The 16,258-nt window shown below is 58.9% G+C and carries 17 protein-coding genes; 11 read left to right on the forward strand and 6 right to left on the reverse strand.

Features of this window, described 5'->3' with window-relative positions:
- Together J4G14_14370 and J4G14_14375 are read left to right on the forward strand one after the other, a co-directional pair.
- Positions 1-1,034, forward strand: a 1,034-nt coding sequence (locus J4G14_14370; protein MCE2458975.1) for a DUF4435 domain-containing protein, incomplete at its 5' end; no start/stop codon positions are given.
- Between the two features lie 134 nt (positions 1,035-1,168).
- A complete protein-coding gene (locus J4G14_14375; protein MCE2458976.1) occupies positions 1,169-1,615 on the forward strand; it encodes a nuclear transport factor 2 family protein in 447 nt (148 codons plus the stop codon).
- Positions 1,616-1,729: 114 nt separating this feature from the next.
- On the opposite strand, the gene J4G14_14380 is transcribed toward J4G14_14375, so the two are convergent.
- Positions 1,730-3,139 carry an ATP-binding protein gene (locus tag J4G14_14380; protein MCE2458977.1) on the reverse strand — a complete coding sequence of 470 codons (1,410 nt, stop codon included), beginning with the start codon at positions 3,137-3,139 and terminating at the stop codon, positions 1,730-1,732.
- A gap of 300 nt (positions 3,140-3,439) precedes the next feature.
- Here J4G14_14380 and J4G14_14385 point away from each other — a divergent pair, with 300 nt between their 5' ends.
- The 7 genes from J4G14_14385 to J4G14_14415 all read left to right on the forward strand — a co-directional run bounded on the left by J4G14_14385 (position 3,440) and on the right by J4G14_14415 (position 10,271).
- The gene (locus tag J4G14_14385) at positions 3,440-4,531 is read left to right on the forward strand and encodes an alpha-hydroxy-acid oxidizing protein (GenBank protein MCE2458978.1); all 1,092 of its coding nucleotides are present in this window, start codon (positions 3,440-3,442) and stop codon (positions 4,529-4,531) included.
- A gap of 93 nt (positions 4,532-4,624) precedes the next feature.
- A complete protein-coding gene (locus J4G14_14390; protein ID MCE2458979.1) occupies positions 4,625-5,707 on the forward strand; it encodes an LLM class flavin-dependent oxidoreductase in 1,083 nt (360 codons plus the stop codon).
- Positions 5,708-5,787: 80 nt separating this feature from the next.
- Positions 5,788-7,335 (forward strand): GMC family oxidoreductase N-terminal domain-containing protein, encoded by a 1,548-nt coding sequence (locus tag J4G14_14395; protein MCE2458980.1) that lies wholly within the window; start codon positions 5,788-5,790, stop codon positions 7,333-7,335.
- Positions 7,336-7,452: 117 nt separating this feature from the next.
- Positions 7,453-7,677: a hypothetical protein gene (locus J4G14_14400; protein MCE2458981.1), complete on the forward strand. Its 225-nt coding sequence runs from the start codon at positions 7,453-7,455 to the stop codon at positions 7,675-7,677.
- Positions 7,649-7,948 carry a hypothetical protein gene (locus J4G14_14405; GenBank protein ID MCE2458982.1) on the forward strand — a complete coding sequence of 100 codons (300 nt, stop codon included), beginning with the start codon at positions 7,649-7,651 and terminating at the stop codon, positions 7,946-7,948. Before J4G14_14400 ends, J4G14_14405 begins: the two co-directional genes overlap by 29 nt.
- 166 nt (positions 7,949-8,114) lie before the next feature.
- Entirely contained in the window at positions 8,115-8,699 is a 585-nt protein-coding gene (locus J4G14_14410) for a hypothetical protein (GenBank protein ID MCE2458983.1), read from the forward strand.
- Positions 8,700-8,882: 183 nt separating this feature from the next.
- The gene (locus tag J4G14_14415) at positions 8,883-10,271 is read left to right on the forward strand and encodes a DUF1800 domain-containing protein (GenBank protein MCE2458984.1); all 1,389 of its coding nucleotides are present in this window, start codon (positions 8,883-8,885) and stop codon (positions 10,269-10,271) included.
- A 36-nt stretch (positions 10,272-10,307) separates the two neighbouring features.
- On the opposite strand, the gene J4G14_14420 is transcribed toward J4G14_14415, so the two are convergent.
- Complete coding sequence (locus tag J4G14_14420; protein MCE2458985.1) at positions 10,308-11,201, reverse strand: NAD(P)-dependent oxidoreductase; 894 nt, start codon at positions 11,199-11,201, stop codon at positions 10,308-10,310.
- Between the two features lie 125 nt (positions 11,202-11,326).
- On the opposite strand from J4G14_14420, the gene J4G14_14425 reads away from it, so the two are divergent.
- Positions 11,327-12,334, forward strand: coding sequence for an NHL repeat-containing protein (locus tag J4G14_14425; GenBank protein MCE2458986.1), 1,008 nt, complete (start codon positions 11,327-11,329; stop codon positions 12,332-12,334).
- Between the two features lie 21 nt (positions 12,335-12,355).
- Positions 12,356-13,189 (forward strand): methyltransferase domain-containing protein, encoded by an 834-nt coding sequence (locus tag J4G14_14430; GenBank protein MCE2458987.1) that lies wholly within the window; start codon positions 12,356-12,358, stop codon positions 13,187-13,189.
- Positions 13,190-13,281: 92 nt separating this feature from the next.
- On the opposite strand, the gene J4G14_14435 is transcribed toward J4G14_14430, so the two are convergent.
- From J4G14_14435 to J4G14_14450, 4 genes are all read right to left on the reverse strand, one after another.
- Positions 13,282-13,596: a nucleotidyltransferase domain-containing protein gene (locus J4G14_14435; protein MCE2458988.1), complete on the reverse strand. Its 315-nt coding sequence runs from the start codon at positions 13,594-13,596 to the stop codon at positions 13,282-13,284.
- A complete protein-coding gene (locus J4G14_14440; GenBank protein MCE2458989.1) occupies positions 13,592-14,041 on the reverse strand; it encodes an HI0074 family nucleotidyltransferase substrate-binding subunit in 450 nt (149 codons plus the stop codon). Before J4G14_14440 ends, J4G14_14435 begins: the two co-directional genes overlap by 5 nt.
- Positions 14,042-14,468: 427 nt before the next feature.
- A complete protein-coding gene (locus tag J4G14_14445) occupies positions 14,469-15,191 on the reverse strand; it encodes a hypothetical protein (protein ID MCE2458990.1) in 723 nt (240 codons plus the stop codon).
- A 6-nt stretch (positions 15,192-15,197) separates the two neighbouring features.
- Entirely contained in the window at positions 15,198-16,115 is a 918-nt protein-coding gene (locus J4G14_14450) for a TIGR03619 family F420-dependent LLM class oxidoreductase (protein MCE2458991.1), read from the reverse strand.
- Positions 16,116-16,258 lie beyond the last annotated feature (143 nt).

Genomic DNA, 16,258 nt, shown 5'->3' on the forward strand with positions numbered 1-16,258 from the left:
CAGTTGGACTGGTGAGTGCATTGTATCTCGCCAACCCAAAGAACGAGGCTTCAGCAAGCCTTTTTCAGCAGCCTGATAAGGACTTCGTCGCTGCAGTCGGAATGTCCAAACTTCCACATATATTGTTGGAAGGATCGCAAGACAAAGATTTCTTCACACGCATGTGCGAGACGATCTGGAAGGTGCCCAAGAGACATGTCAACATTGCAACTGCAGAACAGTTGAATTCCGATGGATCTATTCTGGGCAATAGAGATAAAGTAGAAATAGTGTGTGACCTGGTATTGCAACACTCATTTCAATCTCGCTTCATAGGTTTCGTTGACAGGGAATTTCGCGGTTTCGCCCTGCATGAGTCCGTCGGTGATGACCTACGTACCCATTGGTGTTGCGGAAGACTCGTATGGTCTCGTGGTCACTCCATTGAGAACTATTTGTTTGAATTCGATGTTGTCAGGCGGGCGCTCCTGGATTGTTCTACAAATGGGGAGGTAGCTGGAATCGCGCTAGAGGTGCTCGAGGAGCAATTTCCACAGGTGATTAGGATCGCGTGTGCGCTTGGCCTGACTGGTAAGGAATACAATGAGCTAGGTGTCGTACGCCGAACTGTCCACTGGTCAACAATGCGACTCATCGATGGTAAGTTCTCTTGGGACATTGACGTGTGGGACAAGGCACTGAATGATCATGCCAATTTACCCGATAAAACTCGGGCTTCTCTTGTGAATGGCTTTCGGAGGTGGTTCGACATCGCCGAAGTATCTCCCCTAGATGATGTACGGTGGGGATGTGATGGCCATATAGGTTTGAATCTCATTTGGGCTGCCTACACTACGGCCATTTACGATACTGCCGCTTCCATGGAGGCGGTCAAGCCCAATGCTGCTAACCAAAGAGACGCGATCCTGAAAGTTGACGACAAAATAAAATTCAATCAAATGGCAAGTAATTGGACCCTATTGAGGTCTTGGGAGGCGGATGACTCGCCTTTCTTCTGTCTCTCCATGATAGGCATCTCATCTCGACAAACATGATGCAGTTTCGTGCTATTGTGGGCGAGGTATGTCTCATGTCCTAGTCAATTTCCAAGTGCTACTCTACCATCCGTCATGCCCAAGAATGCAGGAACCCATCCATCTCAACTCGATTGGATACAAGAGAGTACTTCATGAGTCAAGTCACTCCCCCGATCACTACCACCGACCCCGCAGAGGCTGTCAAACAGTGGTTCACGCTGCTTTCGGGCTACTGCTCCAGCATCGACTACGACTCCGCCGAAGCCATCGTCGCCGAGGACGTCGCGTCATTCGGCACCGCAACGGACATCGTCAGCGGACGCACGCCCCTGCGCGAAGGACAGTGGGAAAGCATCTGGGGAAACATCACCGACTTCGAGATGGACCTCGACAACGTGTACGCACGCGGCAGCAGCGATCAAGCATGGGGCATGGTCACCTGGACATCAACCGGCTACGACAGTGATCACAAGCCGTTTCATCGACCCGGCCGCGCGACTGTCACACTGGAACGCCGCGACGGAGTCTGGCTAGCCGTCCACACCCACTTCTCCCTCTACCCCGGCACACCCCAGCGCACCTACGGTGTGGGAGACTAACTCGTTCAGATCCGGACGGATTAGAGTACTGGACAGGGTATGAGCGGTCCGGGCGAAGAACCCGCAGTATCCAAACCCAGAGAGGCCTCGACACTCAGATTTTGTGCCTGACGCTTACCTGATGAGCATAAAGGACGAAAGTGGCATGCACACAATGCGGGGGTCGTCAACCGTGCCTGCATCATCTTGAGTGATCAAGACACCGAATGTGGCGTTATTGACCGACTTCTCGATAAACGACCGGATCCCTAACGTATCTTGCAGAGGGTCGATTCTGCGCCTGTACTTGATCTCTATAGGCACTCGCTTGTAGCCGATCGTTAGAACGAAGTCCACTTCGCGATCCAACCCTCTTTCAGGGAAATGGGAAATGTCCAAGCCAGCGATTGTGGAAGCTACTGACCCAAAGGTACTTTCAGCAAGGCGGCCCGCGATAGTTGAGAGTTCAGGGCGTTCAGCTAGCGCTTGCGGAGTCAGCGGTATCTGCTCTTGAAGCCAGCTTGCTCGCAGTCCATGATCGACAAGACAGAGCTTGGAACTACCCCGCTTCCTCTTGAGCCTTATCTCCAGGGGAGGGATTAGTCGGAGCAAGAGTGTGTCACCGAGAAACCTCAGGTATGAGGTTACACGCTGACCGCTGATGTTGGCGCCAAGAGAAAGTCGAGTTTCCTCAGCGAGGGTCGATACCGTCGGCGTCTGGCCAGCATAACGACAAGTTAAGCGAAACAACTCCTCCAGGAGTTGAGGGTCTCTCTTCCGGCCTCGCTCTCCAAGACGAAAATCATGCTGAATTACGCGCCTGATGACTGTTTCATTCAGTTGGTCCGCAAGTAGATGCCAATTAACATCCTTCCGATTGTGGACAAGAGGATAGCCTCCTCTCTCAGAGAAGTGGCCAAACGCTTCATCTCTAAAGTTTCCATGCGTCCGCCCATAGGCAGCCAGTTCCGACCAGAAGTCTTTCTCTATGAGTGGACTCAGCCCGTTATCGGGCAGAAATGGTTCAGGAGGGCCCAACTCTCGCAGTGCGCCAATCTCAGTAAGTGACAGGACTCCAGCTTCGACTGTACTGATACGGCCGGCAAGACTATCCCGACCTCTTTCTATCCGAAGAGCTGAACTCCCTGTTACGACAACCTTTACAGCTGAGTTGTCAACCAGGAACTTTAGTTGGGAACTCCAGCGATCAAGATTCTGTACTTCATCGAAGAAGAGATACGCTGGTTGTCCATCCCTCGCCAGTGCGTTGAAGGGCCCCGCCGTGATTTGACGCTCGAACCAATCCGAGATACGAAGTATTGGCTCCTTCAACCCCTTCAGAGATTCCAATTCGTCAAACTGGACTCGCAGTATGCTCGTGGGCGGCACGCCTTCATCTAGCAGGTCAGAGATGATCTGATACTGTGCCGTCGTCTTTCCTACTTGACGTGGCCCTCGCACGACAACGATTGGGGCTAGGCCTGCCTCCAACCTTCGGCGTACCTGCCCCACTAGATGACGGCGCATCTCCGGCTGTGGCGGCATGGGGGCGTCTTCCCACCACGGATTGAGACGACGCAAATCGTCCACAAGCTGTGGTGACAACCCAGCGTCTATAAAGAAAGGTCTCTGACGTTCGCCTATCATGGACCTGCCTGCAATTCCCCCCGGAGCTGACCTGACTTGGTAGTCGGAGCCGCCACCGATGATCCCATCCTAGCACAGAGCTAAACTGCACCAACCGCCACTCCATTTCCCAATTCACAATTCCTGAAAAAACACCTTGCAATTCGCCCAAGAAAAGTTCACTATGCTGGAAGCCAATTGCAGGGAGGTTAACGGGACATGAACGCGATATCGCTTTTCGACCTTGAGGCAATAGCCAAACAGGTGATGCCTTTCAACAAGTGGGAGTTTGTGGACGCAGGCGCCGCCGATGAGATCACCGTCAGGAGAAACCGGACGGCGTTCGAGGACATCACCGTCAACCCGAGATTTCTAGTCGACGTGGGCAATAGGGATCTCTCTACTGAGGTACTGGGCGAAAAGATCGACTTCCCTGTGATGATCGCTCCGGCTGGCAGCCAGCGCGACGTCCATCCCGACGGCGAGCGCGCCACCGCCGCGGGCGCGGGTGCGATGGGCACGCTGTACACGCTCCCGACAGGGTCGGGCTATTCAATAGAAGAGGTCGCCGAGGTGGCAACGGGCCCACTCTGGTTCCAGCTATATCACTTCGACGATGAGGTCACGGAGCTTCTCGTAACACGTGCCAAGGCGGCTGGGTACAAGGCCGTAGTCCTGACAATCGACACCCCAACGCCGAGTCCCAAGGAGCGAGACCTTCGCAACGCGCACGCCCGTACACCTGGACTCTACTGGGGCAGCCTGCGTGACCGCATGGACCTGGTAGAGCGGCGCGAAGTCGGAATCCCGGACATGGCCGACTGGACTCCTCCCGGCTACACCGGTCTCACATGGGACCGACTCGACTGGCTCAGGGACCTCACCGGCCTCCCGCTGGTCGTCAAGGGAATCAGGACGATCGAGGACGCCGTGATGTGTGCCGAGTACGGCGCCGACGGCATTGTTGTCTCCAACCACGGCGGCCGTCAGATCGACGGCACCCGTGCAAGCATCGAGACCCTCCCTGAGATCGCCGACGCCGTTGGCGACAATCTCGAAGTCTACCTCGACTCCGGCGTCCGACGCGGGCTGGATGTGCTAAAGGCAATCGCGCTCGGAGCGCGGGGCGTCTTCGTTGGAAGGCCCCTGTTCTGGGGTCTGGCCAACGGAGGCCAGTCGGGTGTGGAGCAGATGCTGGAGATCATGCGAGCCGAGTTCGACAGGGCCCTGGCCTACGCCGGTTGCCGTACCGTCAGCGAGATTCACCGTGGCCTGGTCTCTCTGAACTCGGAGTTCAGGACGAGAGTATAGGAAAATCCAGAATGGTGAATTACGAATAGAGAATCGTCAAATCATTCAACTCGGCATTCACCATTCACTATTCACAATTCCACGGAGCCAGCCATGAAACTCGGTTACTTCACAATGCCGCTTCACCCTCCGGGGTCGAACGTCACTCAGACCCTGGCCGACGACCTCGACCAGATAGTCACGCTCGACCGGCTCGGCTATCACGAGGCATGGATTGGCGAGCACTTCACGTTCGAGTGGGAGAACATCCCCAGTCCCGATCTACTGATCGCTCAGGCCCTGGGAATGACCGAGAACATCATCCTCGGCACGGGCGTCAACTGTATGCCCAATCACAACCCGATGATGCTCGCCCACCGCGTGGCGCAGCTCGACCATATGGCGAAGGGCCGCTTCTATTGGGGCATCGGCTCCAGCTCAACGCCCGGCGACTACGAGATGTTCGGCTTCGACCCTGAGACCGACGACCGTCGCTCCTATACCAGGGAGGCGCTCGAGGTGATCCTGAAGGTCTGGGACGACCCCAGGCCCGGCACTTACGAAGGCGACGGTTGGTCGTTCAAGATACCTGAGCGCGTGGACGATATCGGTCTTGCGTTCCACATGACGCCCTATACCAAGCCTCACCCGAGGATCGCCGTGGCCGGCGTCTCTCCGAGGTCTGACACCCTCATCATGGCTGGCGAACGCGGCTGGATACCGATGAGCACGAACCTCGTCCCAACCTCCATCGTCGCGACCCACTGGGACTCGGTCGAAGAAGGAGCCAGAAGGGCCGGACGCGCAGCCGACCGGGGCGAGTGGAGGATCACGAAGGAGATCTACGTTGCCGACGACACCGAGACAGCCCGTCAGCAGGCGCTGGATGGCGTGCTGGCGCGCGACTACAGGCACTACTGGCACCCGCTGATGTCCAGGTCGAAGAACCTCGACCGCATGAAGATCGACCCAGACATGTCAGACGAGGACGTCACCCCTGAGTACCTGATCGACGCGCTGTGGATCGTCGGCGGCCCGGAGGATGTCGCGGCCCAGATCGAGGAGATGTTCAACGAGGTCGGCGGCTTCGGCGTGCTGGTCGCGATGGGCCACGAGTGGCGGCCTAGGGAGCAGTGGCTCAACTCTATGAGGCTCCTCGCCGACGAGGTCATGCCGATGCTCTCACACCTGAACTGAATAATGGTAAATGGGAGTCGCGGACGGGGTTATTCCAAATTCTCTATTCGTAATTCACCATTCTGAGTCGGGAGGAAACAGTGAAGTACGACGTCATCGTAGTTGGCGCGGGTTCTGCTGGCGCAGCAGCGGCTTCCCGCCTGTCCGAAGACCCCGAACGCTCGGTGCTGCTGCTGGAGGCCGGTCCAGACTATCCCGACTTCGAGACTCTGCCCGAGGAGCTCAAGGTCGGCTACGCCACCGGCACCGACATAATGGTCAGCGACGAGCACAACTGGCAGTTCATGGGCAAGGGCAACGACGTCGCTGAGCCGATGCTGGTCCCCAGGGGCAAGGTCACCGGGGGCACCAGCGCTATCAACGGCCAGGTCTTCCTGCGGGGCCAGACACACGACTTCGAAGACTGGGCCAAATACGGTAACGACGAATGGAAGTTCGAAAACGTGCTGCCGTTCTTCAGAAACCTGGAGACCGACACCGACTTCCACGACGACTTCCACGGCACCGAAGGCCCGATCATCTGCCACAGGTTCAAGCCCGATACGTGGCTGCCCGCCCAGACTGGCTTCTACAACGCCTGCATCGACGCCGGCTTCCCCGACGTAGCCGACTTCAACCAGCCTGATGCCTACGGCGTTGGGCCGATCCCATGCAACAACCCAGACGGCATTCGCTGGAGCACCAGTCTCGGCTATCTCAGCCAGGCGCGGCACCGGCTGAACCTCACCATCAGGGCCAACTGCATGGCGCACCGGCTCCTGTTCGACGGCAAGAGAGTCACCGGAGTCGAGGTCGAGAGCGGCGGCGAGAAGTTCGTCGTTGAGGCCGATGAGATAGTCCTGAGCAGCGGCACAATTGCCAACCCGCAGCTTCTCATGCTCTCCGGCGTGGGTCCCGCGGAACACCTGAGAGAGTTCGACATTCCAGTCGTACACGACCTCCAGGGCGTCGGCAGGAACTTCAGCGACCATCCCCTGATCTTCATCACCGCAAGCGTGAAAGAGGGCGTCGAGCTTGACGGCCTTGCCCCTCGAATACAGGTAGGACTCCGCTACACCGCCACAGGCTCATCACGGCCAAACGACATGATGATGTGGATGCAGTCATTCGCATCCGAGCGAATAAACCGGGGCGGAGAACGGATGGAGCCTCTCGGAATCAGGATAACCGGTTCGATCTACCTGGCGGCGAGTAAGGGGCGCATCACACTCACGTCAACGGACCCGAACGTACAGCCGTTCCTCGACTACCACCTGCTCGAGGACCCCGAAGACCGCAGGCGGATGAGGGAGGTCGTAAGGCTGGCCGTCGACGTATTCAAGTATCCCGACCTTGCAGAGATGGTCGACGAACGCCTGGAGCCGCTGGACTCAGACCTTGAGTCCGACGACGCGCTCGATCAATGGATGCTGAGAGAAGTCACCACCGGACAGCACCTCACGAGCACCTGCAAGATGGGCCCAGCATCAGACCCTCTCGCGGTCGTGGACCAGAACCTGCGTGTATACGGCATAGAAGGCCTCCGAGTCGCAGACGCCTCGGTCATGCCCGACACCGTCCGCGCCAACACCAACGTCACCACCATGATGATCGGAGAGCGCCTCGCCGACTTCGTAAAGAACAGCTAGCTCAGGTAGCTGGGCGAACTCGATTGAGAATCTGCGAAATCAGACAGATATGGATATAATAGCGTCGTCCTGACTCAGGGACGACAGAAGCAATCAAAAGCAGCGGAGGGCGAAACAGTGGTTCAACAACAAGCAGCAATTCTCAGACCTGAGACGATGGTCGAGGAGTTCAAGAAGAACGGCGTGACACACGTCGTAACGATCCCGGACTCTGAGACCAACTACCTGTACGAGCTTATGGCGGAACAGGACTGGCTGACAGTAGTCCCGGTCTCCCGAGAGGGCGAGGCATATCGCCGGCAAGGTGCCGGTGGTGCTGGTACAGAACACCGGAATGCTTGAGTCAGGCGACTCCATTCGCGGCATGGCTATCGATGCGGGCTTCCCGCTGGTCATGGTCATCGGCTATCGCGGCTGGAACAGGCGCGGCGTCATCACCGACTCGGTCGCCAAGTACACCGAGCCGTTCCTCACCGCATTCGGCATCAACTACTACCTGGTTGAGCAGAACGAAGACGGAGACCGCATTTCCACCGCCTTCGAAGAGGCCAGGGCCACAAGTGGCCCGGTTGCCATCCTGATCGGCGACGAGTACCACGGCTTCAACAGGTAGGTTTCTGAGGTAGGAGCAGAGCAAAACCCCCTCTTCCCTCAGGGAGAGGGTTGGGGTGAGGGTGAAAACGCTTGGATTCCAAGCGACCGGCGCCACTCACCACCCACCGACCTCCCGCGATCGGGAGTCAGGAAACGACTGATAACTGAACTTAGGAGTCCACACATTGATTGACCCAAAAGATGTATTCAAGGCATTCCAGGAGCACCGGGGAGACGCGATAGTCTCAGCCACCGGCACCGCAGGACGCCACTGGATGGATTTCACCGAAAACGAGCGGCGTGACGTGTCGCTCGGTGGCGCGATGGGCCAGACGACGTCCGCAGCGCTCGGACTCGCACTGGGATTGCCCGACGAGAAAATCGTGCTGTTCGACGCTGAAGGTTCGCTCCTGATGAACCTCGGCGCCATTGCCTCCATAGCCGGCATGAAGCCTGGGAACTTCTTCCACTTCCTGCTGGACAACGAGTGCTACGCCACCACCGGCGGCCAGCCCGTGCCGAACTCGCAGGACATCGACTACGCAGCAATGGCCGCGGGAGCTGGCTACGCCTCCACATACAACTTCGACGACCTCGAAGAGTTTAGCACGAGCGTAGGCGAGATCCTTCAGGAGACCGGCCCCGTGTTCGTCGCGATCAAGGTTACCCCCGAAGTCGAGAACGCACCGATCGGCCTGCGCGAGCGAAGGCCCACACGCGGTCGCCTCGAGACAATCAACACACTAAGAGAAGAGCTGGGCATAGCCTGATCTAGGTTCAGTTACCTATAGTGAAGGGGTCTCCCTGCATCTCGCAGGGAACCCTTTCCGTCATTCTCACGGAGCATGTCCCCATTAAAACGGGGAGTGGGAATCCAGGGGTAGTGGGGCATCTCTTGGAACGGTTACCTTCGACCGGGCGACACGTTCCTTGGCAGGGATGGAGGCGGTGACATGAGCAGCGCAGACGTACACCTGATGGCTCATCTGATGCGCCGCGCCGGCTTTGGCGCGACACGCGACGAGCTGGAGTCGGCAATAGCAGACGGCTACGAGAACACCGTGGACGCCCTGCTGGATACGTCCACGGCCTCGTACATGCCTGACGACATCATCAGGCGGTACCACGTCGACCAGTCCGAGCTGCGCGTAGTAGAAGTCGCTGTCGCCAACTGGATGTACCGCATGATGACCACCACGAGCCCTCTGCAGGAAAAGATTGCGCTCTTCTGGCACAGCCTGTTCGCCACCGGCGAGCGCAAGGTCAACAACGTCCAGACCATGGTGAGCCAGATCGAGACCTTCCGGAAGTACGGTCTCAGCAGCTTCAGCACGCTCCTGGTCCAGGTCTCCAGGGACCCCGCGATGCTGCACTGGCTCGACAACCACGACAACCACAGGGACGCCGTCAACGAGAACTACGGCCGCGAACTGCTCGAGCTCTTCTCCATGGGCATCGGCAACTACTCCGAGCAGGACATCAAGGAAGCTGCCCGTGCCTTCACCGGCTGGACATTCGAGAACGCCGAGTACATGGCGCTTCGAGCCATGAAGGCGTCGATATGGCCGTACAGCCGTGTCGCCTGCCAGTTCGAGTTCAGGCCCGACGACCACGACTTCTCCGAAAAGACATTCCTTGGCGAGAGCGGCCCGTTCGACGGCGAAGACGTAATCGACATCATAGTCCGGCAGCCCGCCACGGCCCGGTTCGTCTGCACGCGGCTGTACCAGTTCTTCGTCGCCGACGACGTCGACGATGACGGCGAAGCGCTGATCGAGCACATGTCCCAGACCTACTTCGACTCCGGCTACGAGATCATGGCGGTCCTGAGGGACATGTTCAACTCCGACCACTTCAAGTCCGAGGCTGTCAGGTTCCGCAGGGTGAAGAGCCCAGCAGAGCTTGTCGCCGGAACGCTGCGTACCGCCCGACCGTTCCCTCGTCCCACGGTAGAGATGTTCCAGGTTGGCCTCGCCACCAACTACATGGGACAGGAGCTCATGAACCCGCCCAACGTCGAGGGTTGGCACGAGGGAGCCGAGTGGATCGACAGCGGATCGCTCGTCGAGAGAGTCAACTTCGCCTCACAGTATCTTGGCAATCCCGACTCGCCCGGTGTCAGGGAAATTGCGAACAGGCTCGGCTCGGAGCAGCAGTCTCAGATCGACTCTGAGAAGCTGGTAGACTCCTGTCTGGACCTGCTCGGCCCAATCACGGTCTCTGACGAGACGCGAGCGACCCTTGTGGCATCGTCAGAGGGGTACGAGCAAGACAACCTCACAACGAGGGTCGCCGAGACGCTGCGGCTGATCGGTTCGACGCGAGAGTTCCAGCTGGCCTGATATGCGGGCGGGACGCCCGCGCTCCCAGAGGGAACGTCACACCAGCCGGAGTTGCACTCCCGACCTCTCCTCCTGGAGTCTGAGGAACGCTGAGCTATCGAGCCCGTCCCACCCTCGCGTCATGGCCTCCTCCATCTCAGCCTGGCAGACCGTAGTCAGGTTCATCGGAACGCCGTAGTGTTCGGCAAGCTCCGTGGCGAGCCGCATGTCCTTCATGGCGGTCTTCAGCGCGAAGCGCGGCTCGAAGTCGCCGCTGAACAGCGTATCCGGCAGCCGGGTGTGGATGTTGAAGTTCCGGCCAATGGCGCACTTCTGGAACACCTCGAGCAGCACCGCGGGATCCACACCGGCTCGCACACCCATCGTCAGACACTCAACCGTCGCCATGTCCAGAGAGAACCCGGCGCAGTTGTGCGCGATCTTGCACACGCAGCCGGCGCCGATATCGCCAACGTGCATGACGGTCTTGGCGATCGCGTCCAGCACCGGTCTGCAGCGTTCGAGCGTGTTGCTGTCGCCGCCGACCAGTATGGTGAGGTCGCGCGTCCTGGCTCCCTCTGCGCCGCCGCTCACGGGCGCGTCGAGCATCGCCACCCCTGCCCTCTCCAACCTCCGGTGTGTGTCCCGTACCAGTTCGGGCGAGTTGGTAGTGTGGTCGACGAAAACTGAGCCCTCGGAGATTCCTTCCAGGACGCCGTCCTCACCGTAGACCACCTGCTGGAACTCAGGCGGCCCAGGAAGGCAGGTGCACACGATCTCGCACAGCTCGGCGACGGCCTTTGGCGAGTCGGCCCACTCAGCTCCGGCTTCGAGCAGCAGGGTCGCTGCATCCTGGGCTATGTCGTGGACTACCAGTGAGAAGCCCGCGGCCAGGACCTGGCTCGCCATGGGCCTGCCTATGCTCCCGGTGCCAATGAATCCAACGCGCATGGGGTCACACCTCGTTCGGTACTAGGTTGCCAAGCTGAACACTTGGGCGTGGTCGATGTCAACTCAGTGCCGTTGCGGAGCGGGATGTGTTTCGATACCTTGAGGTTTAGGAGGTCGGCTGGGAAATGGTGGCTCGACAGGTACTTACGTACGACCGCACGATTGGGATCGTGGCGATGGAAGGACGCGGGTTCAGCAACCCGGTGGACATCGCTTTCTCCAGCGACGACCGGATCTACGTCGTGAACCGCACGAATGCGCTTCAGCCATATGGCATCCGAATCGGCATCTGCGACCTTGAGAGCAATTACTACGGTCACTTCGGATCATACGGCTCAGATCCCGGCCAATTCGTTTGGCCTACATCCGTGGTATTCGACCCGGACGACAACCTGTACCTCGTCGACGAGCACAACCACCGCATAACGGTGTTCGACAGGGACGGCGGCTACATCAGGCACTGGGGCGACCACGGATCGGGAGACGGGCAGCTCGACGGGCCTTCCGGCATCGCGCTCAACGCATCCGGCGACGTCTTGGTCAGCGACGCATTCAACAGTCGGAGCCAGAAGTTCACCAGGGGCGGTGAGTTCGTGTCGAGCTTCGGCAGTCCGGGGAACGGGTCTGGTGAGTTCAACATGCCGTGGGGAGTCACCGTCGATGGGCAGGGCGACATCTATGTGGCCGACTGGCGGAACGACCGCATCCAGAAGTTCACGCCAGACGGCGAGTTCATGGCGGCGTTCGGCGAGTCCGGTGACGGCGACGGGCAGTTCCATAGACCGTCCAGCGTGGCTGTCGATGGCGAGGGGTTGATCTACGTTGCCGACTGGGGCAACGAGCGCGTACAGGTGCTGGGTCCCGACGGCGAGTTCCTCGAGAAGCTCAGGGGCCAGGCGACACTGTCCAAGTGGGCCATGGACTTCTACTCGGCCAACTCGGACGAGTGGGAGGCGCGCCAGAAGGCCAACATCATGGTGACACCGGCTCCCAACGTGACGACGCCGCACGGCGAGTCCGCGAGGGTCGAACCCTACTTCTGGGGCCCGATATCGGTTAAGCTCGACCGGCTGGGTCGGCTGTACGTGACCGAGTCCAACAGACACCGCATTCAAGTTTACGAGAAGCTGTGAAACGGCAATGGGAGCACAATTATGACGACAGACGTACCGCAGTTCGGGGGCAGGCCATTCTATGGCTACGATTCGGCAACCATTCAGCGGAGCTACACTAACCGCGACGCGGTCCAGGTCGCCGACTTCCTGGTGCCGCGCCTGTCGGAAGGAATGAGCCTGCTGGATTGCGGCTGCGGTCCGGGCCCGCTAACACTCGGTTTCGCGGAGATCGTCGCGCCGGGGCGAGTCGTGGGCATCGACATCGAACCAACTATGATTGACCAGGCCAATCAGCTCAAGTCTGACGGAGGGCCGGACAACCTCGAGTTCCAGGTCGGGGACATCTACGATCTGTCTTTCGAGGACGGTGAGTTCGACGTCGTATTCTCCAGCGCGGTGATCGAGCACCTGTCAGATCCCGTTCGTGCACTGAGGGAAGTACTCAGGGTCACGAAGCTTGGCGGCATCGGAGCGGTCATCCGCACCGACTGGTCGTTCCCGTTCATCGTGCCAGAGTGTCCTGAGTTGAGCAGGTTCTTCAAGCTGTTCGAGGGCGGCTTCAACCGCATCGGCGGGTCGTTGAACTGGGGGCGTTTCCTGAGTGCCCACATGCGCGAGGCCGGATTCGACGTCGTCGAGTTCCAGACCAATATGTCCCAACTGCTGGGACAGAGTGCCGCAAGCGCGTCGGCTGAGACATACATTTCGTGGATAGAGAACATCCCACTGTTCCAGGAGTCCATCGAGCTGGGCATCACCACAGACGCCGAGTTGAAGTCGATGGTCAACGGCATCCGAGAGTGGGCAAAGCACCCCGACGCCTACCTGTCCCTTGCAAGGGGGCACGCCATTGGAGTGAAGAACGGTCAGTAGTGGCGGGCGTTGGGGTTGAAGTCGAGCTTATCGGCGTCGCCGTGGTGCGGAATCAGGGTCCCCGCAGCCCTCATAAGCAACGTCGCGCAGAGTTAGACCTTGACGTCTGATGACCAGGTCAAGCGGGTTCGTCGCATCTCCACGATTCGCCTGAATTTATCGCTGACACGGTTCATGTCCACAATGTCCACTGTGTGCGGAAGATCAGAGTCCTCAAAGGCGTCTTCCAAGGCTCCCCTAACCTTACGGTCGATCTTGTCTGCACTTTCAAGCGCCAGATCGAGGTCAGAAGAACGTTTGGTGGCCCAACTAGCCCGACTGCCGAACACCCACACCTTCACATCTGGTGCCAGATGCTCACGAAGAATGTCCTGGACTATCTCCAAGTGATCAGGCCGAATGTCAATTGGAGGGGTCGTCAAGGGCCTCGCTCCTCTCTCGAAGTCGATTCAGCAAGTAACGTGCATCCTGAAGGAAGTCCGGCACGCTTTCGAACACCTCCTGAGCCTTCTCCTCATTGTCCGTGAGACTTGTCGTGCCGCGGTTCCTCCGGTACTCGCGCCACACAGGGAGCTCTGAGCGGACCAGCGCTTGACGATATGATTCCCTGATGATCTCGTTGAAGACCAAGCCGTCTATCTCCGCCGGATTGGGAGATGCGAGTTCCAAGTAGCGCCTCAGCATCCTGAAGGATAGCTCGTAAGTAAACTCGAAAGCCTGGATTACTGCGGCTCTCAGATGCCTCTTGAGTCTCGGGTCGCTCAAAGCAAGTTCAGAGTCGTGTATCTCCAGCGCCTCTTCGAGCTGCATCACTGCAGCTTCCAGCGGCGAAAGGTCCAGGGCCATCGTCATGGGACTTGAAGGCCGAGTCCAAGACTCTTCAGGTTGGCTGAGACTTCAACGTCCAGTTTCGAGGTTTCTCCTTCACAAGTGTGACTGGGTGACATGGGTCAGGCCCCAATGTGAGCGAGTCCTCTTTCATTCACATCACCGCACTCCCGAATGGTCAAAGGATATGAACCACTCTGCTGACTGTCAACGACTTAAGATTCCACGGAGAGCACAACTTGGCGCTTCGGGAGAAGTTGAGAGTGCGACAATCCAGTTGTAGGGGGCGCCCTGGGCTGCCTAGCTGTGAGCCCCACCATTGGTTTCCCGAATTCGCGGGAATGACAGAGTAACTGCTTCTACAGACCGGTGGCCAGCTTGTGGGCAGCAGGAAGCCGTGTATTCCGCACGGCGAAGCTGTCTGCGTCTGGCCCGATGGTGCGGGCTGCGTCTATGACGCTGGCGAGTACCCATCCGGCTGCGCTCGGCGTCCACTCGGGCATCGTGACTGACACCCCAAAAGGTGATGCTTCGCGGCGGTCGAGCCAGGATGGCTCTTCGTCCGAACGTCCACGGTCGACCTGAATTCGAACGACCCGGTGTTCCGCCTATGAAGGTTGCCGACGAGCTCGGAAGCGTCAGTGTCATTGAGTAACCGATGGTCGAAGGACACTAACGCATCGGCTCGCTCTCTCAGGTTCGTATTGAACCAGTTGAGCATTGATCCCAAGTGGCCGAGGCGGGGCGTTGGATCAGTCTCCAGACGCATGGCTGCCACCTGGATGCAGGATATGTCGATGTCGCCGAAGCGGGAGAGCGAGTCGCCGAAGCACTGGACCAATGGCGGTAAGACCAGGACAGGGTCTGAGCTCTTCCGATCCATCCCCAGGGGAGAATATGACCACCCTTGGCGCGGCGGTGGCGGTAGCTCGCTCGGCTCTAGTGGTCCAACCCTCAGTCCGACCTGCACGAATCCGATGCGGTCTGAGTCAGCGTCGGTGGTTATCTCTGCCTCTTCCATCAGCCAAAGCAGCGGACGCCCATCGGTCGAGGGCGCGCCCCAGCCCATCAGTTCAGACCGCGTCCGGAAGACGCTGTAGAGGTCTTCTTCTTCGGCATCGATGGTCGGTGGGCCGGACATCTTCCCGAAAGCTTCAAGGAAGAGTGTCGACATTAGAATTCACCGCACTGTCTCATTCTTCAGGTCTACCGCTTTTTCGGCCATTGTGGCCAGCATTCGCCAGGCGGTCTCGTGGTGAGTTGTGGCCTCGACGTCTTCGTAGTAAGTGTCGAGGAGGACATGGGTGCAGCCGAGGGACTGCAGGCCTTCGAGGTCGGCCCTTATCTGGTCGAGGCTGCCCTCACCTGCGAGGCGCTGGTCGTCAGGCATAGGCGAGTCAGTGATGCGCAGACGTATTCTTGGACAGAGCGCGGGCATGGGCATCTGCTCGCGGTCGGCCATCTGCTGTAACCGGGGTATGTCAGTCTCTTTGAAGTCGGACACTCGTATCCTGATCGGGTGCCAGGCGTCGCCATAGCGCACCGTGCGACGCAGCGCGCCATCGCTTGCTCCTCCTACCCAGATGGGCGGGTGAGGATCCCGGATCGGACGCGGGGCAGTACTGAGGTCGGTGAACGAAACGTATCGGCCCTCGTATGATGCGACGTCCTGAGTCCACAGCTCTTTGATGGCGGCAAGGTAGTCGTCTGTGATGGCGCCGCGCTGTCGGAACGGGACTCCGAGCACGCCGAACTCCTGCTCGGCCCAGCCGACTCCGACGCCGAGAATGAACCTGCCTCCGCTGAGCTGGTCGACGTTTGCGCCAGCCCTCGCGATCTCGAGAGGACTGCGGTACGGCAAGATGGCGACGGTCGTGCCGATCTCCATCGACTGCGTGGTTGCGGCCAGCCAACCGAGGGTCGTCAGCGGCTCGTAGAACGGAGCAGGATACCTGGAGCTGACGTCGAGGGTGATGGCGATGTGGTCGGAGCTCATGATGAGGTGGTAGCCCATCGTCTCGACAAGGTTGACCGTTCGGGTCAGGGAGTCAGGGTTGGCTCCGGGGCCAAAGTTGATGAGGTTGACGCCTACTTTCATTTTGCTTTTCCTTTCTGATTCGTCCGAGGCTGGATTGGTTTGAAGGCGTAGGATTCGCCCTCACCCCAGCCCTCACCCTTGATGGGCTGACAGGGGTAGGTATTGTGTGTTTTCAGGTATCAGTATGGTAGATGATCCTCAGG

This window comes from Dehalococcoidia bacterium (assembly GCA_021295915.1).
GTDB lineage: Bacteria > Chloroflexota > Dehalococcoidia > Lucifugimonadales > UBA1123 > VXRN01.

Bases quoted from the DNA above. Each gene is read 5' to 3' on its own strand.
- J4G14_14375 (MCE2458976.1), top strand. From the start codon at position 1,169: ATGAGTCAAGTCACTCCCCCGATCACTACCACCGACCCCGCAGAGGCT.
- J4G14_14380 (MCE2458977.1), bottom strand. From the start codon at position 3,139: ATGCCGCCACAGCCGGAGATGCGCCGTCATCTAGTGGGGCAGGTACGC.
- J4G14_14385 (MCE2458978.1), top strand. From the start codon at position 3,440: ATGAACGCGATATCGCTTTTCGACCTTGAGGCAATAGCCAAACAGGTG.
- J4G14_14390 (MCE2458979.1), top strand. From the start codon at position 4,625: ATGAAACTCGGTTACTTCACAATGCCGCTTCACCCTCCGGGGTCGAAC.
- J4G14_14415 (MCE2458984.1), top strand. From the start codon at position 8,883: ATGAGCAGCGCAGACGTACACCTGATGGCTCATCTGATGCGCCGCGCC.
- J4G14_14420 (MCE2458985.1), bottom strand. From the start codon at position 11,201: ATGCGCGTTGGATTCATTGGCACCGGGAGCATAGGCAGGCCCATGGCG.
- J4G14_14425 (MCE2458986.1), top strand. From the start codon at position 11,327: ATGGTGGCTCGACAGGTACTTACGTACGACCGCACGATTGGGATCGTG.
- J4G14_14430 (MCE2458987.1), top strand. From the start codon at position 12,356: ATGACGACAGACGTACCGCAGTTCGGGGGCAGGCCATTCTATGGCTAC.
- J4G14_14440 (MCE2458989.1), bottom strand. From the start codon at position 14,041: ATGACGATGGCCCTGGACCTTTCGCCGCTGGAAGCTGCAGTGATGCAG.
- J4G14_14445 (MCE2458990.1), bottom strand. From the start codon at position 15,191: ATGTCGACACTCTTCCTTGAAGCTTTCGGGAAGATGTCCGGCCCACCG.
- J4G14_14450 (MCE2458991.1), bottom strand. From the start codon at position 16,115: ATGAAAGTAGGCGTCAACCTCATCAACTTTGGCCCCGGAGCCAACCCT.